The 23,528-nt window shown below is 62.8% G+C and carries 15 protein-coding genes; 6 read left to right on the forward strand and 9 right to left on the reverse strand.

Going from position 1 to position 23,528, the window contains the following annotated elements; all coding sequences use genetic code 11:
• Positions 1 to 2: 2 nt before the first annotated feature.
• The 5 genes from AB0M22_RS19750 (at position 3) to AB0M22_RS19770 (ending at position 2,856) form a co-directional block, all read left to right on the forward strand.
• A complete protein-coding gene (locus AB0M22_RS19750) occupies positions 3 to 296 on the forward strand; it encodes a WXG100 family type VII secretion target (protein WP_364728422.1) in 294 nt (97 codons plus the stop codon).
• Positions 293 to 1,681, forward strand: coding sequence for a hypothetical protein (locus tag AB0M22_RS19755; protein ID WP_364728424.1), 1,389 nt, complete (start codon positions 293 to 295; stop codon positions 1,679 to 1,681). The genes AB0M22_RS19750 and AB0M22_RS19755 overlap by 4 nt, the downstream gene beginning before the upstream one ends.
• Positions 1,678 to 1,941: a hypothetical protein gene (locus AB0M22_RS19760; RefSeq protein WP_364728426.1), complete on the forward strand. Its 264-nt coding sequence runs from the start codon at positions 1,678 to 1,680 to the stop codon at positions 1,939 to 1,941. Before AB0M22_RS19755 ends, AB0M22_RS19760 begins: the two co-directional genes overlap by 4 nt.
• Before the next feature lie 3 nt (positions 1,942 to 1,944).
• On the forward strand, positions 1,945 to 2,373 hold the full coding sequence (locus AB0M22_RS19765; RefSeq protein WP_364728429.1) for a hypothetical protein: 429 nt from the start codon (positions 1,945 to 1,947) through the stop codon (positions 2,371 to 2,373).
• Between the two features lie 210 nt (positions 2,374 to 2,583).
• A complete protein-coding gene (locus tag AB0M22_RS19770; RefSeq protein ID WP_364728431.1) occupies positions 2,584 to 2,856 on the forward strand; it encodes a hypothetical protein in 273 nt (90 codons plus the stop codon).
• A gap of 429 nt (positions 2,857 to 3,285) precedes the next feature.
• Here the strand turns inward: AB0M22_RS19770 and AB0M22_RS19775 are convergent, their stop codons facing one another.
• The 3 genes from AB0M22_RS19775 to AB0M22_RS19785 form a co-directional block, all read right to left on the reverse strand.
• Positions 3,286 to 4,464 carry a hypothetical protein gene (locus AB0M22_RS19775; RefSeq protein WP_364728434.1) on the reverse strand — a complete coding sequence of 393 codons (1,179 nt, stop codon included), beginning with the start codon at positions 4,462 to 4,464 and terminating at the stop codon, positions 3,286 to 3,288.
• Positions 4,461 to 4,931 carry a hypothetical protein gene (locus tag AB0M22_RS19780; protein WP_364728437.1) on the reverse strand — a complete coding sequence of 157 codons (471 nt, stop codon included), beginning with the start codon at positions 4,929 to 4,931 and terminating at the stop codon, positions 4,461 to 4,463. The genes AB0M22_RS19775 and AB0M22_RS19780 overlap by 4 nt, the downstream gene beginning before the upstream one ends.
• Before the next feature lie 263 nt (positions 4,932 to 5,194).
• The gene (locus AB0M22_RS19785) at positions 5,195 to 5,497 is read right to left on the reverse strand and encodes an integrase core domain-containing protein (RefSeq protein WP_364728438.1); all 303 of its coding nucleotides are present in this window, start codon (positions 5,495 to 5,497) and stop codon (positions 5,195 to 5,197) included.
• Between AB0M22_RS19785 and AB0M22_RS19790 the strand changes: the two genes are divergently transcribed.
• On the forward strand, positions 5,490 to 5,846 hold the full coding sequence (locus AB0M22_RS19790; RefSeq protein WP_364728440.1) for an IS3 family transposase: 357 nt from the start codon (positions 5,490 to 5,492) through the stop codon (positions 5,844 to 5,846). The genes AB0M22_RS19785 and AB0M22_RS19790 overlap by 8 nt on opposite strands.
• Before the next feature lie 59 nt (positions 5,847 to 5,905).
• Here AB0M22_RS19790 and AB0M22_RS19795 read toward each other — a convergent pair whose 3' ends face one another.
• The 6 genes from AB0M22_RS19795 to pglW are packed head-to-tail and all read right to left on the reverse strand — an operon-like array spanning position 5,906 to position 23,351.
• On the reverse strand, positions 5,906 to 7,993 hold the full coding sequence (locus tag AB0M22_RS19795; RefSeq protein ID WP_364728443.1) for a DEAD/DEAH box helicase: 2,088 nt from the start codon (positions 7,991 to 7,993) through the stop codon (positions 5,906 to 5,908).
• Between the two features lie 20 nt (positions 7,994 to 8,013).
• Positions 8,014 to 9,330, reverse strand: a complete 1,317-nt coding sequence (gene brxD / locus AB0M22_RS19800; protein ID WP_364728445.1) for a BREX system ATP-binding protein BrxD — start codon at positions 9,328 to 9,330, stop codon at positions 8,014 to 8,016.
• The gene (gene pglZ / locus AB0M22_RS19805; RefSeq protein ID WP_364728448.1) at positions 9,327 to 12,038 is read right to left on the reverse strand and encodes a BREX-2 system phosphatase PglZ; all 2,712 of its coding nucleotides are present in this window, start codon (positions 12,036 to 12,038) and stop codon (positions 9,327 to 9,329) included. Before pglZ ends, brxD begins: the two co-directional genes overlap by 4 nt.
• The gene (locus AB0M22_RS19810) at positions 12,028 to 15,720 is read right to left on the reverse strand and encodes a hypothetical protein (RefSeq protein WP_364728450.1); all 3,693 of its coding nucleotides are present in this window, start codon (positions 15,718 to 15,720) and stop codon (positions 12,028 to 12,030) included. Before AB0M22_RS19810 ends, pglZ begins: the two co-directional genes overlap by 11 nt.
• Entirely contained in the window at positions 15,717 to 19,232 is a 3,516-nt protein-coding gene (pglX, locus tag AB0M22_RS19815; RefSeq protein WP_364728453.1) for a BREX-2 system adenine-specific DNA-methyltransferase PglX, read from the reverse strand. Before pglX ends, AB0M22_RS19810 begins: the two co-directional genes overlap by 4 nt.
• Entirely contained in the window at positions 19,233 to 23,351 is a 4,119-nt protein-coding gene (gene pglW / locus AB0M22_RS19820; RefSeq protein ID WP_364728456.1) for a BREX system serine/threonine kinase PglW, read from the reverse strand.
• Positions 23,352 to 23,528 lie beyond the last annotated feature (177 nt).

Below are 23,528 nucleotides of genomic sequence, written 5' to 3' on the forward strand. Positions count from 1 at the left end.
GGGTGGCAGACGACTATCGAGTCAATCTGAGCCAGCTCGACGAAGCGGTCGCGGCGATGGCTGCCTTCGGCGCCGAGGTCGAGGGCTTACTGCGCGAAGTCGACGTCAAGGTCGCCGAGCTGCACCTGTCGTGGGAAAGCCGGGCTGCCCAAGCGCAGCGTGCCGCGCACGACCGATGGATGGCCGGCGCGGCGGAGATGCGCGAAAATCTCGACGAACTGCGTGAGGTCGCCCGCCGTGCACGTACGAGCTACAGCCACGCTGTACAAACCAACGTGCAGATGTGGCCGCAGTGACCACACCGACTGTGCCGCTGATCGTGCACCGCGCCCAGGAGTACACCTCGGCCGGCGAGGTCTTCGGTCAGATGTCGACCGATACGGTGACCACTCACTCCGCGCTGGTCGCGGTCCTGACCGCGTACAAGGGGATGGCGGGCAGCGACAGCGTCGGCACCGAGTGGGCTGCGGGCTATGACGAGGCCGCGCAGTTGGCGATCTCGACGTCATCGAAACTGGCGACTGCGTGTGGGCAGACCCGGGACCTGATCGTAGTCAGTGCCTACAACCATCAGGTCGCCGAAGCGGCGGCCAACCTGCGGGAGCTGCCCGCGCCACCGACGCCGTCGCTGTCGAGCGATCCGTGTCTGCCCGAGACCGCGCCCTCTGCGGCCGGGGCCGGGATACCCGAGCCGTTCGGGTGGTCGTTCGTCAAGGACATTGTCGGGTGGGCTTGGCCCAACGGCCATCAGGATCAGCTCAACGGCGCCAAAGCAGCGTGGCATACCTCGTCCTCGGACTTCCGCACTGTGGCCGGAGCCGTACCGAGCGCAGTCGGTCTGCTCGCGAACCAGCAGTCACCCGAGATCGAGATCGGGATTCAAACCTGCAATACCCGCCAGGCGGATCTCAACGCGCTCGCCGACGTCTGCCAGGCGCTCGGCGACGCGTGCGGCGAATACGCCCACCACCTCGACGAGGCGCACAGCAAAATCCTCGACGAGCTCAAAGACATCGCGATCGAAACTGTCGCCGCCGAAACGGCTTTCGCGATCCTGGCACCGGTTACCGCTACTCTGTCCGAGTGGGTCGGCAATGTGGCTTTGGTCGCCCGCATCACCACCAAAGCGAGACGCATCGCGACCATCATTGCCGAGCTGGCTGCCAAGGCAGCGAAAATCGTTGCCGACGTCGTGCGGCCGCTCGTGCAACGGTTGAAGCCGCTGGTCGAGAAGATCCGCACGTGGGTCCAAGCGGCCCGCACTAAATTTCTCGGCCGGAGCGGACCCACCGCCTTGTACTCCCGCGGTGGTGCCTTGACCAACCGGGAAGTCCTGGAAGGCAACATCGGCCTGACCCGGGACAGGGACACGATCGAGCACTACGCCCAGCTGGCCGGCATCGATCTCCGCGGTGCCAAGATCGAGATCCTCGACGACGCAGACACGATCTCCTACCTGGACTTCCAAGGTGCGATCGCACGAACCGATGCTCTCGGCGTCCAACTCGGCCCGGCTGCCTTCCAAGACGCGGAAACATTGGTGCGTACCCTGGCGCACGAGAATGTGCACGTCCGCCAATACGCGGAAGGCCAGATCAACTCGATGACACGGGCACTGGAGGACGAAGCCTACGCAGCCGAGGACGGCTTCGTCGACACTTGGCGGAGGAACACGCAATGACCGACGGGAACTCACAACTGATCGTGGAGCGGGTCGACTACCTCCCGAGCCGACCTGATTGGATCTTCGTCACCGGCACCCTCTCTGGCGAACCGGTTAGCGTCGGCGACGAGGTGTCGATCCGCCATGGCGACGAAGCAACGAGCACGACGATCAAATCGATCGAGATCCACACGCGGCCCGGGAAGACGACCATCCTGCTGGATGCAGGGCTTCGACCGCTCGTCACCTCTGGAACCGTTATCGACCGTCGGGGGTGACAGGTGGCTGACATCGAAGCGTGGGAGCGGGAGCTGAACCACGAGCTCGACGAGATCCGCCGCAGCGGTGAACAACTCGCTCACGCGGTCGCGGCGGTGCGAGGGCGCGGGGAAGGACGTGGCGTCCTTGTCGAGGTCAACGCTGAGGGCGACATCACCACGATGCAGATCGCGCCGGCCGCGATGCAATGGAGCGGTACTCAGCTCTCCAGCGTCTTGGTCGACTGCCATCGGAAGGCTCAGGCCGAGGCCAACGCCGGGGTAAAACGCCTTCTCACCAAGGCCGACCCGCGCTTGCACAGACAATTCCCACAAGAACACCGTCAGACTGACCCATCCGCCCGAACTCAGCTGACCGAGGAAGAGATTCAGCGCGCCGACGACGAGTACTTCGAGCGGATGAATAGGACTGGCTGGTCCAATAACCGCTGACGACAACAATATTCGGTCCGCGGCTTATGACGGTGTCTTGTTGTTCAAGCATGGAGACGTTCGCCCCGCCAGGAAGGAGACCTGCGACGCCGCGCCGACGCAACCGTCGAGTCAACGGCTGGCTTGTTCGAGTCCGCAGCATCATCGCTGCCGTTGAGAGGCTGATTGCCAGAAGCCATGGACGAGGGCTTTCCACCAGACAATGTCTGAATGGCCAGGGTTGAGCTGCCTGACGAACTCTTCACCGCAATTGGTTGTGTCTCCGCCCACAATGCGTACCTTGAGGATATGGTCCGATTCGTCGTGTCTTCACATGCGACCGGATTCGTCAGCCATGGCGCGGTAATTTTCGAGGGGCAGTCGATGGACTGGCTTATCGCGAATGGTGTTGCAGTACTGGATTCTCGGCTCAGCGGATCAGGCATCGTGAATGATCATCCAGAGCCTCTGGCTCAGACCAATCAACTTCGTAGTCTCCTATAAGCGATCGCGCCGGTCAATGCCCGTAACCTGATCGTTCATGGAGCCTGGCAGCCACGCTGTTCCTGGGAGCTTTTCCCGGCGGCAGCAGCAACCTGGTGCAAGCCGCGATCCTCTGATCCGAATCGATCGGGCCAGGTCTTCCATGTATCTCGTAGCCGCTACAAACAGCCCGTTCCCCATGAGGAGGCGTGGACCATTGCTGAGGTCCTGGAGGCGGCGGCCGCAATGGAGGATCTCGCCGACCGCCTCACCGAGGCGCAGGATGCTTACGAGACCGCGATGGACACGCCATAAACCGAAGCTGTGTGCCCTGCCCAGGGGTTGCCGACTGAGCTGCACTTCCCATTGCCACTCCCCGAAACTGCGCAGGTACGGCAAAGAGGGGATACCTCTCAAGATCATTCCTGAGCCGTTACTGAGTTGTCGGAATCAGGCCAGGTTCTTAGAAATTGTCCGCCATTTTTGCGCCGCAGGTATTCCTCTAGCCCTTAGATCGATAAGGAAGGGCTTGGTTCGGATCCACAAGATATCGATAATCTTCGCAAGACCATCCGCAACTTCAACAGCCATTTCCAGTTGTTCAGCAACCCTAGGATCACCGCCGGCCAGCCGCGGCAGCGCCGCGCGTAGAGATCTTCTCCGAAGGCTAGCTGGAGGGTGCGTTCCCAACTGGCGTGCATCCTCGTCGCCGGTCTGCAGCAAGGAAACGGCACGGTCGATGACATCGAACATGCCAAAAAAGATCTCGATACCCGCAAATCCGGTCGCATAGTCGAACTGCTCGATTGCTAGCATTGCCAGAATTGCGCCAACAATGTCGGCATCCAACTCCTGCTGCCACGAGTAGGCAAACGATTCAGCGTCGATAATCGGAAGAATTTCTCTTCGAACGTCCGCGTTATCGAAATGGCCCACGAGGACATGGGCGTACTCATGCCCTACGACAAAGTAATCTGCAGCATAAGTCAACATTTCAGAAAGGCGCAGGCAACCGGCGGATGTCGCCGGGATCTGCACCCCGTGGATGTTTCCGATGACTGCGTATCGGGCGACCAACTCAGTGAATTGATCAACCAGTTTGGGACTCTTGCCGACCCACTCCTCGGCCTCGCGATCACTGAGGTTGAACGTCGTCTCTCCACTTTCCTCCACAACATGAGGAACGGCGCAGGAAATAATGTGGCATATGAAGGAGCAGAACGATATAATGCCATCTTCTAACGTGATGAGATAGGATCCTGGATGTCCGGGCACCGCCATTGTCATGGCGTTAAGTTGTCCGGTCGCTAGATGGCCGATAACAATATGTTGTTCACCATCCCGACCGCTCGAAGGTAGATACTCCACAGCCTTCTCTATCTGCTCCACTATCGGCATGAAGTGTGCATCCCAGAGCTCATCAACGGTAAAGCGGCCAGGCCGGGTCATCTGATCGGTGAGTGAACGAAGCCTTTCCTCGTTAAGCTCCGTCGGAGCTATAGCTTGTTTAAGATACCATTCGACCCCCTTTCTGGCGAGGCTCTCGTCAATGACTGCCATCCCGTCAAAGGCCTGCGACTGGAGGCGTAGCTGCGCAAGAAGGCGACGCGCGCCTTCCGCAGGATTCATTCGTCGCTTTCAGCGTCCTCGATTTGTCTACGCTCGATCGCAACCTGCTGGGGATACTCGTTTGAGATCGCATCGGCAACTTCATCAGCTCCGGATGGGACCTCGGCAAGCATTCCAGGCAGCGCAGCGACAATTTTGCCAAACATTCCCTCAGGTTCTTTGACCTCTACGGTGACTACCCCATCCGCTGTCATGACGATCACCGTTCCGTACACCACGTCAGGAGTACGGTAGATCGCCTTAGACACCCCAGGCCTCAAGTCGATGACCTGTCCACCTTTACGTTGCTCCAGGCCCTGCATCACTGCGCCCACGGCGGTGATTGAACCAATGAGCACCAGTGTCACGGTGGTGACGGGCTCGATACCTCGCCGCGGGACCTGCTGCACTTCGATGCCGTGTAGCTCGGCCAGTGCATGGGCCGTTGGTACGTCGGACGGCTCAAGAACGACCAATTCTGTCTGCATCGACGTGCTCACTAGTGTCCCATCTGTCTCAGTGATATCGGAGCTCTCCCAAGGATGCCAGAACGCTCCGACATGAGAGTTAGTATCGCTCCACAGGTTCCCTTGGCCAAGAAGGCAATCCGCGCCGACCAGACGCTCGGATGACCTTTCCGGTCGCCGAATCACCCGCGTCTGAGGCTGCAACAATCGCCATCGATCTGTTCGTGAGCGCATCGAACTCAAGATCGAAATGAACCGTCACGGGTTCGGGACCGGCTTCGGTGTCAGACCAGCGCCGGTCGGCGTGGTGTTTGTTGAGCGTAGTACTCGGTCTCGAATTCAGCCGGGGTAAGATAGTCCAGGCGCGAGTGCAGGCGGGCGTTGTTGTACCAGTCGGCCCATTTCATCACCGCGCACTCGACCTCGCCTGTCGTCCTGAACGGGCCGTGCCGGTTGACGACCTCCGTCTTGAACAATCCGATGATCGTCTCGGCCAGAGCGTTGTCGTAGGCATCACCGACTGAGCCGATGGACGTTGAGAGCCCCTGCACTGCAAGTGATTCAGTGAACTTGATTGACGTGTACACCAGCTGGGCCTTCGGTCAACGCATCCGCTCGGCGGGCCTGCTGGGATCGATGGGGTCCATCGGTGACTGCGTCGACAACAGCATGGTCGAAAGCTACTTCGGCTCAATGCAATTGGAGCTACTCGATACTAGGAAATGGAACATACGCCGGGAGTTGGCCAACGCGATCTTCGACTACATCGAAGCGTTCTACAACCCCACCCGAAGGCATTCGAAGCTCGACATGCTCAGCCCCGTGGACTACGAACGAGCCCACACCGCCGCGCACCGAGCGGCATCATCACCACACCCACCCGTCCGGGAATCCGGGGCAACCTTAGATATCGATGTGCTGCGCAACGCAGGGTGATGGACCGAACGATTCGATGACCGGTGACCAACTGGGCGAATGCCCTCGGCGCCTCCGATTCAACTGGCGCGCAAAACGATTCGGCTGTGTTCGGAGAGCACCGCCGCCGCACCGTCGAGATCGGCCACCCGAGCGGCCAGGGTTGCCATCGCGAGCCGCTTAGGAAGAGCATCGCTGAACTTCAATCCCACCAAGGCTTTCTCGCTGACATCGGGCAGGCAGAGTCTCGTCCCTGCGTCTGCGATGCCTTCCTTCCAACTGATGGCATCGAAGTCTTCGCGTAGCCGAATGTAATGGTCGTCGTGTCGTTGCAGCGGGTCTGTGATGCCGCCGAGAGTCGCGGCCAGGGTCGCATTGGTGCGATATCCGGCCCAGGTCCACCAGCGGACGTCGTCGCCGCCGTTTCGCACAATGAGATTGGCGTCGGAGTCCACGAATCCGCTTCTGCTGTCTCGGATTTCCATGAGTTGTCTGACGGCGCGCTTGGTGAGTTTGGTGGGTGGTTCAGCGCCGAGCAGCACGTCACGCATGGCACGGGTGAGTTCGAAACCCAACCCGGCCATACCCGAGTTCATCCATCGGGCCTTACCGCCACCATCTGCGGGATCGACAAAGCAGCGCCTGCGCCGCCAGTCGACATAGGTGACCCGCCAGCTTCGTCCGCCTAGGAGCAGACGTCGATCACCGTGGACTTCTTCGGTGAGAAGGCTTGGGTCGATTCGGCCGAGTTCGGTACGGCCGGTGAGCACCGTGAATTCTGGTGGCCCGGTGAACACTGCGGTCATGTCCATGAAGTTGCGCTGTCCGAAACGCAGCTCGGCCGACGGACCTATGTGCAGCATTCCGCTGTCGCCGTCCAGATACCCGTTGTCGATCAGGAAGCGTGCGATCGGCATCGCGGAGGAGTCGAACGGTGCCAGTCCATTCCACCACTGTGGCAATACCTGGTCTCCGACGCTGTGCTCCTGCAGGCACAACGCGAGGATCTGTTGGGCGATGATGTGCCGCGGTTCCGGTGGCGCGGTTACTGGCTCTACCCAGCCCTTGCCCCACAGCCGCAACAATGCGGCCGCTTTGAGCAGCGAGTCTGAGTCGACGGTCAGGAACAGGCAGTTGCGATTGCTGTCGGCTCGACGGCCGGTTCGTCCGATGCGTTGCAGGAACGACGCCACCGTGGACGGGGCGTTGATCTGGATTACCCGGTCCAGGTCGCCGACGTCGATGCCCAGTTCCAGAGTGCTGGTGGAGACGATAACGCAGTCGCGTGCCTCCGCGAATGCTTCTTCGGAGCGCCGCCGTTCGTCGGCGGACAGCGAGGCGTGTGAGAGAAAAGTTGTCACGCCGTTTTCTCGCAACAGCTGGCCGAGTTCTTCTACGGTTTGCCGGGATTCGCAGAACACCAGGCGCTTCTCACCCGCGTGGAGGGAAGTGATCACGGTGGCTGCATTGGCCAGGGAGCCCACGTAGTCGAGCTCGACCTCGCCCGGCGGCGGGCTCGGCACGGCGGTGCTGTTGAGGTCGGGGGCGATGACAGCGGCGGGGCGGGTTTTCGCGCCGGAGCCCTGCAACCAAGTCAGTAACTCCTTGGGGTTGCCGACGGTGGCGGAGAGACCGACACGTTGGACCGGCCTCCCGATGAGGTGGGTGAGCCGTTCAAGCACGGCAAGCAGGTGCCACCCGCGATCGTCGCCAGCGAAGGCGTGCACTTCGTCGACGATGACCGCTTGTAGTCCGGCGAAAAACGCGCGGTGGTCCACATTCGTGCTGACGAGCATCGACTCCAGCGATTCCGGTGTGGTCAACAGAATGTCGGGCCGTTCGGTCAGCACGGCGCGGCGACCGGCTGCGCTGACATCGCCGTGCCATACGGCAGCACTGCGGCCCAGCCAGCCCGAGTAGCGCTCGACGCGCGGTGTCAGGTTGTTGAGCAGCGCCTTGAGCGGGCACAGATACAGCACGGAGGTGCCCTGCCAGCGGTGTGCGGTCATGCGCGACAACAGGGGGAACAACGCCGCTTCGGTTTTGCCGCCTGCGGTCGGCGCCAGCAACAGCCCATCCTCTCCCGCGGTCAGCGGCTCGATCGCGGCATGCTGGAGCGGGCGCAGGTCTCGCCAACCCAGTGAGTTGACGATGTGGTGCACCAGCACCGGCTCGAGCCTGTCCAGCGTCACAGCTGCAAGTCGATGTCGTCGGCCGAGGTAGCGGCGTTGCGTTCGACGTCCGTGAGCTCATCACTGCGCAGGGTCAGCGCATAATGTTCGCGCGGATCCCAGTCGTCGTATTGCTCCACCCGATCCAGCACATCGGAGACCAACTTCTTGAGGAAGACACGCGGCGCTACGCCGACCTGCCCGCCGAGCTTGCCGGTGACCGCCCGCGCCAACTCAGCGATGTAATCCGCATCGACCACTGCGGTCACACGCGGGCAATCGTAGGCCGCGGCATACAATTCAGTAACTTTACCGCCGAGCTCGACGAGGGCGTCGATGGTGAAGCCGGGCAATCGGACTTGGGTGGCGCGTGGGTTGTCCCAACGCGGATCAGGTCCAAAGTCGGTGGCCAGCCGCTGGGCCAATGGCGCGAGCCGCTGCACACCCTGCTGTCCGTCGTAGAACGCCGGCGTGCCTGTGATCACCAGGTACAGCCCGGGGAACCGTCCGGAGTAGACATCGTCGACAAGCTGCCGCAGGGCGTTGAGCGCCTTGTCGCGTGCGTCGGAACGAACTCGCTGCAGCGTTTCGACCTCGTCGAGCACCAGCAGTAGCCCTGCGTGGCCACTGTCACGTAGCACGGTGAGCAGGCCCTGCAGGGAGCTCATCGCCCCGAAATGGTCCAGATCCCCCTTGACCCCGGCGTACCGGCGGATTGCCGCCGCAACGTGCGGTTGCCCGCCCAACCAGGCCGCGAGGCCGTCGGCGGTGGCGTGATCACCGTCAGCGTTGGCGGTGCGGTAAGCACGCAGCGCTGCCGCGAAACCTGGTGTGCTACGAGATATCTCGGCCAGCCGCAGTTCCAGCAGTTCGCCGACTGCGGCATCGAGCGCCTCGGCGTCCTCCTCGTCGATCGAACCGTCAGCGAGTACATCTTCCTCGAGCGCGAAGATCCAACCGTCGAGAATCGGTCGCAGGGCACTGGGCGGGAACTGCTCGGCGGACAGTTGCTCGACCAGTCGCCGATAAACAGTTTCCATACGATGCAGCGGAGTCTCGGTCTCGGAGATCTGTACTTCGGAGACGGCGAAGCCACGCCGTTTGGCGCGTTCAGCCAGCCACCGGGTGAAGAATGTCTTGCCCGCGCCATATTCGCCTCGGACCGCTTTGAATACGCTGCTGCCGGAGGCAACCCGGTCGAGGTCTGCGTCCATCGCATTGGTGAAGCGGTCGAGACCGACCGCCAGCACGTCAAGCCCGTTCATCGGCACCGCGCCCCGGCGCAGCGCCTCGATGATGTCCTGCCGGCGGCGCGCCGACACGTCCGCTGTCACGCCTGTTCCAAATCGAACTGCTCAATAAGCAACGCCGTGTCTAGCTTGACCGTTTGGCCGTCCGCATCGATATCCAGCACCGGATAGCCTTCAACCTGCAGCAATTTGCGCAGGGCAGTGACGGTGCCACCGATGCGGTGTGCGGGCACGCCCGCGTGAGCAGCCATGGTGTCCAGGGTGGCTCGTCCACCCCCAGCCAACAACACCGTCAGCAGCGCTGCGACGCGCTCGTTGGGCAGCGGCGCTCGGGTGCCTTGTCGTTGGCGATAGATCTCGCTGGCGAGCAATGCTTCCACCAGAGCAGGGTGCTTCGGCTTCGGCGACTTTTCCGGTGCCGAAGTTGGTGCTGGACTCTCGTCGAAGAGGGTGAGGTCCTGGTCCGATTTCGGAGTCGGCCGTCGCGGTGCTACCGGAGCCGCTGCCACGGCCGTCGCGCCCGTCAGAGCCTCACGCCACCAGTCCGGGCTGGCCACCGGAGCACCCCCCCAACCCGGGACTGCCTGGTCGTCGCCGGCACTGAGCACGATCAGCGGAATGACAACCTCCGCGGGCGACGCGCCGCCGTGGTAGCCGGACTTCCGTGGGCCATACCGCAGTTCCTCGCGCCACGGGAGTACGACGCTGCTATTGCCCAAGCCCACGCGCGAGCCGTGTACGGCGATTTCCCCTTCGCCCGCAGGGGGATTCGAAGGCCGCCACCGGTTCTCGCTCGAAGGTGAGGTGCGCGTGACGGAATCAGGTCCGCGATCAAGGACATGCCCGTGGTCGGAGACCAGCACTACAACGCGATCCTGAGCTACTTCCAGCAGCGCACGCACTGCGGCGATATTCTCCTGACCCCACACGATCGTGTCCGGTTCACTACGATCCAGCGCGTCGTCGATGGTATTGACCACCGCTGCGACCAACGGAACATTCCTGTTGGCGACTGCTTCGACAACATCGAAATCCAGCGCGGATCCGGCACCGGCGCGCAGCGAACCCTTATGCAACAGCATTCCCTTCGGGAAGCGCTGAGTGAACGCAGCACGCTCGGCCTTGGCCTTACCGACGGCGATCCGCCCGGAGAACAGGCTGCATCGGCTGACCTCGGTGACGCTGGGCAAGGCTGCGAGAACGCCGGTACGTGCTCCACCGTCCGGCGTGAGTTCGAGCCAGGATCCCGACCGAGTCACCGACTCGACGAGTTCCGTCGCCGCGGCCACGCTCATGCCGTCCATCACCAACAGCAGCACCGGATGGCGCTCCAGTATCGGTGCAACGACCCGATCCAGGACATCCTCCACGCGCAGCAACGTGCCGGGCTCGGATTCCGCAGCCGTGCTCGTGGCGAGCAGGTTCGCGAACTGGTGATCGTGGAGCGCTCGCCGCTGGTCAACCGCGTGGTAGAGCTGGCGGTATGCCTGCGCGACGTTCGGATCGGTGTCGCCGACAAAGAGGTCGAGCCGGGCGCGATCCACCCAACCGTCCTCCCGGACCTGGCGCCACACGGCCTTGAGCAGGGTTTGCGGCGCGGCAGGCTCAGGCGTGGACAACCAGCGCAACAGTCGAAGGGCCATTCTGGCGGTGTCGACCCGAGATTGGTTGTCCGCCCCCCGGTGTCGTTCCACCGCCTCCAGAGCGTGCTGCGCTGACAGCACCGCCTCAGCCGATACCCGTCCCTTGGTCGGTAGCGCCCGCCGAATGGATGCCGTAAAGGCATGCAGACGGTGGGTGAAACCCAGGGGCAACAGATCTGAGGCGGTAAGCAACCTGGCCGCATCGACCTTTTTGGCCAGGTCTTCGGCGCGGTTGAAGACCCGATGAACCTCGCGCAGCAAGCCGGCATCTCGGTCGGAGTCGAGTGCTCGGTCCACCCACGCTTCGGCGGCTACACGGAAGGCGTACGCCTGCTCGTCGGTCAGGCGTTCTCCGCCGAAGTACGGCTCGAGCCGGGTGCGAGCGATAATCACGTCAGTGCTCACAGGGGCGCCGTTCGGAACGGGCCACAGCGCCGCGGCAAGTAAGCCGAGCGGTATTGCATCAACGCCGTGACCGGAACGCACTGCCGCCATAATTGATGCCACTGCAGGGCCGGCAATCTCGGTGAGGTAGCCGGTAATCCCGTTCAGCACGTCCGAGGGCAGGTGACTGAACTGCAATAGGCTGTGCGCGTCGGTAGTCCATTGCAGCAGACCGGCGCTATCCAGACGGCCACGATCCAGACCGAGCAGCTGCGCAGACAAGCAACGGAGGACATGGTCGCGAGTCAAGACGGTGCCTGGTGGCGGGGGCCAACCCTCGCGGGGCTGGTACTGCGCAAGTGCATCCGCGATCCACCCGCCGCCGCCCATCGTCGAGCTGACGATGGTCGGGTCCAAGTTGGTGAGCTTGAACATCTGTCGCACGAGATCCCAGCGGTCGACGCTGCGGATCTGACCGCGACTGAGGTGGGCCAGCAGGCCATCGCCGAGCTCGAGATCGGTGAGTTCGGTGAGCAGCACCAGCCTTTCACCCTCGCGGCGATCATGTAGCGCAGCGCGGACCGCGATCGGCGTGGGGCACGGCACCACTCGCGCCGCGTTCGCGTTCTCCCCGACTGTCAGGATCGGCTCGTCGTCCCACACGGGGGTCGCGCGCAGCGCGAGCGCCATCTGACTGTCGCCCTCAGACAGCCACGCTTCCACCTTGCGGCGGATCGTGGCCGGTTGCACAGGCTCACGAATCACCGATGACCTCCCACGAAATCCGCACGTTGTGGCCGGCGGTCACTTCGTTTTCGATTTCGGCCATCACCGCTGCGATTGCCGACGTGTCGGCGACGTCGCGTTGCTGCCGCGTCGGCAATCGCGTGGACGTGGGATCGCCCTTGGACACCGCAGCCGGTGGTGGGGCCGGTGGCGGCACGGGCTTCACGAGCAGCGCGGCGGCGGCACTCACCGCATTCTTCAGCGCTGCGGCCAGGTCGCACACGCTCTGCTCGTAGCCGGCCGCGGCGCGCAACTCATCGATGACGAGCTTGGCGCCCCCGTCATGGCTCGCCCGCCGTGCCGCCGCATCGAGCAGATCCCATTGCGTGCCTGCCAGGGCCACCTTCACCTGATCCGACTGTTTGAAGGATGTTCCTGCGACTAAGTCTTCGATCTCACCAACCTCGGCGTCTGCCACCATGCCCACCAGCACGGCATCGTCGGTCTCGGATGCAATCTCGCGCAGCAGTTTCGCGACTCGGCGCGCGGTGGCCAGCCGCCCGGATCGTGCCTCGGTGTCCAGGCCCAGCACACCGGCGTGCTCGGTCAATTCGGTGACCAGCAAGTCGGTGGCCGTCACGTGTACCTTTGCCACGCTCCGGATCTTCGTTCCGAAATCCTCGAGCGTCGCGGGGGTGCGGTATTCCGCCAGCTGTATCCCGAAGATGGGCTTGGCCCGGCGCACCGCCCGATCCCATATGTCCTGTTCGGGCATGGGTGGGCGCTTGAGCATCATCGAGTCGGTGATTTGCTGCACCGCCTGGATGTCGATCTTGCCGTCGTGCTGGTACCAAGCGAGCTGCTGTTCGTGAGCGAACACCGCCAGGATCAGGTTCTGCAGGTCGCGTTCGAACCCGCGCGGCGACGGCTTGTCCAGCAATGGCCGCAGCACCTGGACCGGGAATTGCTCGGTGTACCCGTCTTTGGCGGCTTCCCGAACGAGATGGGTGCTCCACCAACACGTCGTGGCATTCAACACGTACTGATTCTCGACGATCTCGCCCAACTGCAGGTTGTTGCAGATGCGCTGCACCGTCTTCTGGTCCGTGCTCCCTTCCACCTTCGCCCGGCGTGCCTCGTCGGCGGCCGCGGCGCGGGCGAAGCCCAACACCTTGTTCAGTTCGCCTTTCGTCACCGGCTTTTCCGCCACCGGAAGGCACGGGGTGCCGGGGAATGACCAGTCCAGTAGGTCCGACGTGAGGTTGTCGAACGCTGCCTTCACCGTTCCGCCGCGAGGATCACCGAGTGGCAACGCCTCTCGCAACGAGACCAGCACCGGGCCGGTGTCGAGTTCCACGGCCGTATCCGACTGCCTCGGCTTGACCACGCCGTACGCGAGCTTCAAGGTGTCGAGCAGCGAGGATTTCAAGTGCTGCTGACGCTGCTGGAGATAGATCTTGCCCTGTTGACGGTCGGCGATCGACCAGTCCGCGGCCAACGTGGTCAGCCGGTCCCCGGTACCGCCACTGCCCAGCAGGTAGTTGATCTTCACGAGTTGTCCCAGCCGGACCATCAAGTCGTCCGAAAGGAAGTACGGCAGCCAGAAGACCGTGTTCTTGTCGCGCTCCAACCCCTCGATGCGGGCCAGGTCGTCGCGCCGGTTGCCGCCGTTGTCGAAGGGGTAGTCGATGATCACCCGCCACGTTTCACCCTCCGTGTAGAGGGTCGCGTCGGGCATCGTCTCGCGATCACGCACGTTTCCGAACTTGACGGTGATCTGGTGCCGGCGACCGCGCCACTCCTTCATGTGCGCGAGCTCGCCGAAGGTGCCCTCCGAGCTGCCCACCCCGAGCTCGACACAGACCATGTCGCGAACCAGCTGCTGCAGCACACCCGTCGCGGTTTCGTTGTGTGGCACCAATTCGAGCAGCTTGTCGTAGTCGACCGCCGACAGTTTCAACGAGAAGACCGGGTCGGGTCCGTCGGTCTTGTGCAGTTCGCCCGCGTCGTCAGCGAGCTTGCTCAACCGGCTGATGATGGTCTGGTTCTCGTAGCCGGGAATCGGCGCGCTGATGCTGCCGAAGTTCAGCGCGTGCAGGCGCGAGGCCGTCAAGTTGTGCAGCGCAGGCACTTCCGGCACCAACGCCCCAATCATCAGTGTTCGCACCAACCGGTCGTCGAGCTGGAACTGCTCGTGGCCGGCCGCCATCTCCTCGGTGATCCCATTGAGTGCCAACAACAATGGACGCAGTTTCTGCCGGTAAGTGTCGCGGGCTGCCTGGAATTGTTGCTTAAGCTGAGGCCGATCGGGCAGTGCACCATGCAACACGAGTGGATCGAACAGCGCCGCCACACCGATGACATCGTTGACCTGCAACGTATTCCGCCGCTCCACCAGCAGCTCGGTCATCACCCGCAGTGCCGTGCGCTCACGCTGCAATGCCTGCGACAGCGCGACCAAGGTCGCCACCAGTGCGGGGGAGAACGGATACAGCCGCCGGAAGGTGGCTCGATCCGAGCCGATGCCCGCATCGCCATACTGCGCACCCGACAGCAGGATGTCCCACACCTCACGGTTGCCGCGCACCGCCTCGAACGCTTCGTCGATGATCCGGCGCGCCTCGTCCTTCGGCACTGTCTCCGTGCCCGGACGCAACAGCCGACCTTCGGTGATCTCTGGCAGGTTGGTGTCTGCCAGCACGATTTCGTCGAATCGTCCCTGGCCGCTGCGCATCACGTCGGCGAGCACCTCACGCTCGGTGCCGCCTACCTGTGGTCCGAGGAACTCCTCCAGGTTGCGCTGTTTGGCGATGAACGACACCAGAGGCAACGGCCGCGCCGCGTCCGAGGACTCGACCAGCTTGTTGAGCTTCGCGCCCTCGGTATTGACGAAGGTGATGTCGGACATTCTGGTGGACAGCCAGAGGATCAACTCGTCGAGGAACAGCACGGCTACGTCGTAGCCGAGGCTCTTCGCATGTCGGGTGACGACCTGCAACCCGGTGTCCAGGTCCAGGTACTCGCCGCTGCGCACCGCGCCGGTGTAGAACGCCGTCGTCAGCGCGCTGACGAGGCTGTCGCGTTCTTTCGTGCCGGGTGCTGCAGCCGCTGCCGCGTCGTAGCTCTGTGCAGTCCACCCCTGACGCTGCGCCATCATCGACGCCAGGCCCGCCCCCGCCGAGCCCGGCTGTCCGCCGTTCCCCAGCACCTCGAAGAACTTCTCGTCGGTCATGGTCTGACGCAGCGTTGCTGCATCGGCCAGCATCCGATCCGAGCGATGCACCGCCGGCGGCGGCGCCTCCGGGTGCAGCGCCGTGATCTGGTTGAGGTAGCCCTCCAGCAACGCCTGCTCGACCGACTGTGCACCGAGCAGGTGGAACGTCAGGCACAACACCTTGCGGCCCGGCAACCAGGAATCGGCTTCCGCGATCGGCGCCGCCAATCCCGGAATCGCCCGCGCTTGGTTGTTGTGCTGCAGGATCTCTCGCAGCACGGACATGAAATGCGACTTACCCGAACCGAACGACCCATGCAGATACGCCGCTTGTGAACGACCAGTCGTCACCGCATGCCCTACCATGCGCAGCGCGTCACCGAAGTCGTCCCGCAACTGCTCGGTTACAACGTAATTCGCCAGATCCGCACCCTCGGACGCCTTCACGACGAAGTCTCCGTCGCTCACCGAGGTGGGGATTGTGATCAGGTCCCGTAGCAGCGTCATGCCAGTTCCTCTACGCCACGCAGCTCGGTCAGCGCATGCCGGTCAGCGCCGAGACCTGCCAGTTCGGTGTCAATCAGCCCGGTGAAGAACTCTGCCGGGGAACCGGGGAAACTGGATGTTGGTTTGCAGTGCCACTGACGCAACCATGGTTCAAGCTCTGCTAGCCCCGCCAGCATCGGCAACAATCGTTCTGCAGGCCAGCCGCCTTGAGTCTTACGGTCAAGGTAGACCCCGGCCAGCGCCTGGGCCTGCGCCAAGTGATCCCAGCCTGCCCATCCGAGTAGCTCGGTGTTGTCCCCGTCCCGACCCATTTGCGGGTAGGAGATGAAGCGCTCCTTCGGCACATCCAACTTCCCGCGGTTGGCCCAGTAGCTCAGTTTCGTGAAGTCATCTTTGGAGTACTTCGGAGGCACGTCAATCTCGACCTTCTCGCCAGCGTCCATCCGACGCTGTAGCGCCCACGCACGCTCCCATTGGGCCCGCTTTCGCAGGCCTGAGGGCTTGTACCGGCCGGCAGGCAGAAACGGCACGAGCTCATCTTCGACTAGCTTGCTCAATGTCTTCACCAAGTCATGCTGGTCCGTGCCAATCCACAGGTCCAGCACGGACCGGAATTCTTCGTCGTGGCGTACCCGATCGGCAAGCTGCGCCACCGACAGCAGGGTCGGATTGCCTCCCCACAGCTCAGATGCCTCAAGCCGCCCCATTAGCCATTCACTCAGAGCAGTGGCCTGCATCGCATCCCAGCTCTCAGTCGTCCACCGTCGCTTGCATTCTGGCCGTTCGATCAACCCGATACTGCGATCGGACTCGATCGCGGCAATCCGCTTTTCCACCAATACCTTGTACTCGAAGGGCCAGTGATCAGGTAGGTCTATGATGGGGGCCGAGTTATGCCTGGCGAACCACTGTGACTCGACCACACCGGCCGCTATTTTGCGCGCAAGAACGATCTCGAACGCCCGCTCGCCGAGCTTAAGCGCCGGTGGTTTCACAGCAGTCAGGTCGTCAGCAATAAGCCCATAGAGTCCATACACCTGCCAGTCAAGCTCTTCCTGTACCGTAATCATATTCTTGCGGATGGCCTCATATTTGGAGCGAGCACTATATAGGTTCTCGCGGGTCGGCACCCCAGCAGTTGCTACCGCCGAAGGAGTAGAGGTAGCGAGATCCTGTGCCATTCGATATATATCCCGACTCAGCGTCAGTGGACGCTTGGTAGTCAGCGGGAACCTCTCCACGTTGGTTGACGTGAAGTTGAATCTCTCCATCCAGCTCTCGGGTTGAATTCCACGGCCAATTCCACTTCCACCCTTGGATCCGCAGACCTGTCGAAGCCAGAAGCATGCAGTCGAACTGTTGAGCAACCCGAGCAGCTCCAAGTGATCGTCGTCCGTTGCCCCCTCCGGCAGCTTGATAACCGGCGCCGAGCGGTTGAAGACCTTCCCGCCTCGATCTAGTACGAAGTGGTTGTGTGTGACAACTTCCGCGAAGGTTATCGACAGCGGAATGCGGTAACGCTCAGGAATCCATCGATACCAAACCCACCAAGGCTCATTCGTTTCAGAGCGTTGCTGACCGGAAAACCCTGTTGTTGAACCAATAGATGCCCGCACGGTCCACAGATGCCGAGCCCACGGTGCATCTATTTCGAAAGGGAGCGGTTTTAAATCTTCACCATAAGGCACGATCGCATGATCGCCGCGCAGTACGTCCCAGTCACGAACTAGTTCTCCGGCAATTAGCCTACGGTGAACCGTGTCGCTGAGTCCATGTCGGAGGAACCACTGTTCTGGCGCCAAGAATGCCTCATCCTGACCAGGGAAGCTGGCGAACCCGATGGCTCCCTGAATCCGAGTGCAGAGCCGTTGCTTTGCCTGATCAAGGACTGCAAGCAACTCGGAAGCGCCTCCGCCGCTTAAGCTCCACGGATGGGTCTTGAGCGCATCACGATTGAGGTCTACCGCACCGATCCACTCCGACTCGGAACCCGGCTCGTCGATCTGTTTCACTATTGCTGACCACACGTGGCCCTGAGCGGCGTCCCTAGGCTGGGCTGGTTCGCCACGCACTCCGAGAATCGCGCGAATCGAACGACTGTAGCGGTCGCTGACCGAACGGTTGATGCCAACAAGGATCACTGTCGGCGTGCCGTGGCCGGGTATATATGCCCCCGACGTGTCGATCACCTCGGTCAGCTCGACCTCATACGCAAAATAGTCGTCGATTAGTTTCTTGCCGAACTCTCGCTTCATGAACGAGTTTGCAGTGATCTGTCCCACGTAACCTGACCTATCACCGTCATGATCCCCCCGTCTCGCTAGTTCGAAGAAGCGCTGCGCGAAAGGTACGGCGAGGGCATATTTTCCGGAACAGGCAGAATAGTCGTGGCGGTAACGCTCGTTGAGCACTTTATCTTTGACCGTGATGTACGGCGGGTTCCCGACAACTACGGTGTAGGTTCCGGGCCGGAGATATTCAGCGAGCAGGTCGCCGTCCTCGCCGTAATAGGCGAATTCGGGTCGTTCGTCGAGGGCAGCGAGGAGATCGCCCTGATGGCTGCCGGATTCCTTTCCCCAATGCAGCAACGAATCACCGGTCGCCACTCGCACCGGATACGTGCTATTGAGGTTTTTGCGTCCTGTAGCCCGCAATGCAGCGATTACTAGCCGGAAACGAGCGATAGCCACCGCAACCGGATTGATGTCCACTCCAGTTACTTGCCCTAGTGCTCGCTCCACTAGGGCGTCGACTGAGGTCGCGGGTTCGCGTTCCATCCACAGATCCAGCAGCCGGTGGAATGCGCCGAGCAGGAAATGTCCTGATCCACAGGTCGGATCGATAACCGACATTTCAGCCAAACTGAATTCCTTCAGTGCCGGCGCGAAGGTGCGGTCGAGGATGAATTCCTCGACGAACTCCGGGGTTTGCTTGAGTGCAAACTTCTTCTGCGCATGAACCGACAGTTCCTGATACAGATCGCCTAGGAACCGGGTATCCATATCCTCCGACAACAACGACCGGAACCCCGCACCGCGGCGGAAAAAGTCCGACAGAGCCTCGCTAGCCTCGGCGGAGATGTCGAATCGCCACACCGGGTTGTGTTTGTCGAATATCTTGCTGGTCGCTCGTAAGCCTTGCAAATGCTCGAAAGCCTGACGCAGCCAATGCCGGTCGTTGTGTATCGGATTGGCGATGATGTACTGCTGCATCGCTCGCATCGCTCGTTCGGTAGACGCGTCGTCGTCCGGACCGCCGATCCAGAGCTTGTCGACCAGGCGGTTGTCTTCGCAGAACCGCACGAACACACAACCGAGTACCCAGGCCACCGCAGCCTGGTCGAGCACGTCCTCGAGCCAGGTTTCGAAGGTGACGCCGATGCGTTCGGCGGACCTCGCGTCGGCGTATTCCTGCCGCAGCTCAGTGCGCAGGTCGTCCTTGGCGGCGACTTGCGTGCGCAGGTCTTCGACCAGGTTCTTGACCTGGCCTTGCAGCGCCTTCAACTCGATCATCTAGCGGGCGGCCCTTTCGGCGGTCGGTTCGATCCACTCCTGCGGCAGCCACAGCGACTGGGTGCTCGGGGAGGTCAGCGGCAATTGGACTTGGTCCAGCATGGCAGGTTCGGGGCGGCGTGCGGGTACTAGCAGTAGCCGGGCAGCGGGTCGGGGGCGAGTTGGGTCGGCGAGTTGCTGTAGCAACTGCAGCTGGCCGTAGCGGGCCAGGGGGGCGGCCTCGGTGATCAGTACTGGCGCCTCGGTCTCAAGCTGCTCGGCGATGGCCGGGAGGACATGATGCTGCACGAGCTCGGTGAGGCCGCGGAAGTCCGCATTGCCGGCTTCACCGTTGTCTGCGGCGACAATCGCCTCCCACGGGTATCCGAGGGCACGCAACTGGTCGAGCGTGATCGCGGTGACGTTGACCTCGGTGAGGTTGTGTCTCGCGAGCAAGACCCGGCGAGCGTGGTCCACAGCGCTCAGGCGAGCCAGGACTGCGAGGAATCCGCGGCGATCGATGACGGCGGCAAGCGCGGTATCGACCTTCGCTACTTCGGTCGGGCCAGTCAACCGGCCCAATGTGGTAGGCATCCGGGTCGAGGTCACCGATGACTGCAGCGTCGGTGGGGCGTATGCCTTGGCGTCGGAGTCCCAGCGCAGGCCGCACTGCTCCAGCAGCTTGTCAAGTGCGGGTCTACCTGGCAGCGGCTCGGCGTCGGGGAACCGCGCGTGCACTCGTCCACGTACTTCCTCGACGGCCATGCGCTTGCCGAACAGTGCACCGGCAGAAAGCTTCAGAGCGCGCTCGGCCGGCATACCCACTGGATACAACTGCCCCTGCGCGCTGACGGCGGCCTCGGCGTTGCTCGAAACTGCGGCCAGCTGGAGCAGACGTTGGTCGCTGAGCGGCGGCATGCCATCCGGCGGGGCGATGTCGCGCAGGTCGTCGACGGCACGCTGTCGCGACGGCAGCGGGTCTGACGTGCACAAACGCGTTGCGCACTGCCCTAAGGACACGGCGAACTGGAGTAGATCGGCGGCAGTGGTAACTGCGGCAGGGTCGTCTGGCTCGCGGCCGACCAAGACGGTGTCGGAGCTACGGAACCTGCGGATGGCGACGCGGGAGTCGCCACCGGTGGACAGCTCGGTCTCGATGGCCGCGCGGACCAGCCCGATCGCCTGGGGGAGTCGAGCGGGTCCCGAAGTGTATGAACCTCGGGCCGCGGCCAGCGCCTCCGCCAACTCGGCGGCGCTCATCACGGCGCCGCGAGCATCCAACAGTGCGACGATCTCGTCGCGGATCTGCATAAGGGCGGTACTTCCGACCCACTTCTTGACGTACTTGCGCAGCCAGATGGAGATCTGGGGTTGACTCTGATCGGTGGCGCGGGCAGCCTCGGCCTGTGACGGCCAGCGCAGAAATACGCCGTCCTCGGTAGTGGCCTGGCCGAGGACCACCTGCATCGCGGTCCATTCCTTGGCGTTTCGACTCGTGCGGTTGGGCAGCAGCGTCGCGCATACTGCTTCGATGCCGTGGGGCACCTGCTCCTCGGCAGCGGCCTCCGGGAACGTCTCCCGTGCAGGTTCGAGTCGCACCCGCAGCGTCCGGGTCTGGTCCAGGATTTCCTTGCGGGTGGCGTTGGGAACACCACGGGCACGGGTGAGGGCCGAGGGTTCGTAGTCCAGTAGCTCGCCGACGGTGTGCACGCCGAGACGTTCGAGCGCGGAGCGCGCACGCGCGGTGAGTTCGGTGGCCTCCAAGGGAGAGGTCCGGGTGAGCTCGGCCGTGACAGGCCCGACCTTCGACGGATCAGGTTTGGTGTCGGGGATGGCGCGGAAGATCCCGCGCCAGGCATCGGCCATCTCCTCGACAGTGTCGAATCGTTTGGCCACATCGCGTGACAGCGCACGGGCGAAGAACGTCACCATGCGGTCGGCGACCGCCGAATCGAAGGCGGATGGTTCGAGGGTTACCTCATCCGTCACCGCAGCGGGATTGGCGTTTTCACCCCACCGCGGAAGGGCGCCGGTAGCCATCTCGTACAAGGTCACGGCGACCGCGAAGCGCTCGGCCGCCGCGTCGTATACCTTCCGCCTCGGCTCGCCGAGGAATGGATCGAGGTAGGTCGGTGTGCCTGCGTTGAGCTGGGTGGCTGGGACTGCGGCGAGTGAGAAATCGAACGCGCACAGGTGAAGCTGCTTGTCCTTGGGGCGAGGACGTGCGGCCAGGTTCGCCGGCTTGATGTCGCGATGCCACACGCCCTGGCCGTCGAGGAAATCGACGATGTCGAACAGGTCGCGGCCGTAGCGCTCGAGCAGGTCCAGCGCCAGGCGACCCTCCTGGAGTTCTTCGACCACTGTCCGTGGGCCGGCGCTCTCCAGCAACAGCGCGGTTCTGCCGCCAACGGTCACCGGCCCCTCAATCAGGGCGGCGACCTGCCAGTGCTTGAGCTTGCCCAGCACTGCCGCTTCAGCCTCGAGCCGCTGGGAATGCTGCTCATCGCGAGCTACTTTGAGAACCAGCTCGCGGCCATCCCGGTTGACCAGTAGCGCGACTGCCGTCGAACCGGAGCCGAGGCGCCGCACAACGGTCAGGCCACCATCGAGGAGATCACCCTTCTTCGCCTCGAGCGGATCGGTCACTGGCTCGGGTTCTGGTGTGGTGAGCTCGTCCCATACCGCGTCCAGTCCACGCAGGAAGTCTCGGACGCTGGACAGACGCTGCTTCGGGTCGCCGTGGGTGGCGTCATAGATCAGGTCCACCAGGCCAGCGGGCATGCCGTCCACTACTGCGGCAAGGTTCAGCCCCTGGTTGGTGACTGCTGCGACCAGCTGCTCGGCATTCTCGGCCGGGGCGACCCCGGCGAAGATCCGGTAGGCGATCGCACCGAGCGCGAACACGTCGAGTTGTACGCCAGGCACATGCGCGTTGGTGACGAACTCCGGGGCCTGAAAGCGGCGCACTTCGTCGTCGAAGAACAGCTCGAGCCCGGTGCCATTGCTCGACGAGCCGAGCTTGGTGAGCTGCGTCGATCCGGCGAGCCGACCACCGGTCTGCCAGTCGGTGATCACCAACGCGGGGTGCGCGCGTTCCTTCTCGGTGACGAAGACCGCGTTCGGGTGTAATGCCCGGTGCGACAGCCGCCGCGAGTGTGCGTAGTCGACGATCTCGGCGAGATCCTGAATCAGCTGCAGCTTCTGAGCCAGCGTCTGGTTCTGGCGTTGATTGAGCCAGCTTTCCAGGCGCTGCGACTCGACGGTGTACTCGAAGATCACCGCTGGGCCGAAGGCATGGTCGACCAGATCCACCGGGTGCGCGATACCGGGATGGTGGATCCCTTGCAGCAAACGGAATTCCCGCTCGGCTGCCCGCTTGATGACCGGCAGCTCCTCCTCATCGGCCCGACTGGTCAGGTAGAAGCGGACCCGTCGCACGAGCGCGGTGTCCATAGCATGACCAGCCAGGAAGTCCTGCCAGCCAATGCCTTCCGCGAATGGCTTTGGATGAAGGATCAGCTGTCCGATACGTCGATCCGCAACCGATGGCCGGATCTTCGCTCCCCGAACCAGATCGACGATCTCGCGCCCGCGCTTCGCATTGATGAGCTGAGCGTTTGTGGGCCGGTCAAGGAGGAACTCCTTGAAGCTGGGCAGGTTGGAAGTGCCACCGTCCAGGCCAAACGTGTGCTGGCGGCCGATTTCGTCTAACGAGGAGACCATGTTGTGGGCATGCACGAAGACGGCGGCACCCACGAACGGACTTCGTGTCTGCTTGCCTGCTTTGCGGGCGTAGAAGTTGATCAGGCTGGCAAGGCGCTTAGCCTTCCGGTTAGCCAGGATGTAAGGGTTGTCGACCGGAACGAGTCGCCCCTTGGGCATGCGGCGAACCCATTGGGTCCCGTCGCCCATGAGGTCGCCTTGCCAGTGCTTCAGCTCGACGACGAATAGACCGCGAGGTACGAGGATGAGTGCATCGACCTCATTGATCGAGCCGTCGGTGGCGACGAACTCGACGTTCGGCCATACATGGAATGGGTCCTCGTCAGGCAGGTATTTGGCCAGCTCATGCAGGCCATCCCGCTCGTGAGCGAAGGCGCTGGGGTTGATCTGCTCCCAGCGTAGCGAATCCTCACGCACGAACTCTCATCCTTCCTGACCCCAAGCCGCTCACCACAATTCGCGCGTGAAGCCCACCCTCGTTACCCGACTGTCCTGAATACTACGGGTGACCGCTGGCAATCCTCCGGAACTTGGGCGCGGTCGCGCTCGTCCCGACTGCGTCAGCGTCGATGGGCCGGAGAAACTCTACATGTC

Source organism: Nocardia sp. NPDC051756 (assembly GCF_040681495.1).
Taxonomy (GTDB): Bacteria; Actinomycetota; Actinomycetes; order Mycobacteriales; family Mycobacteriaceae; genus Nocardia.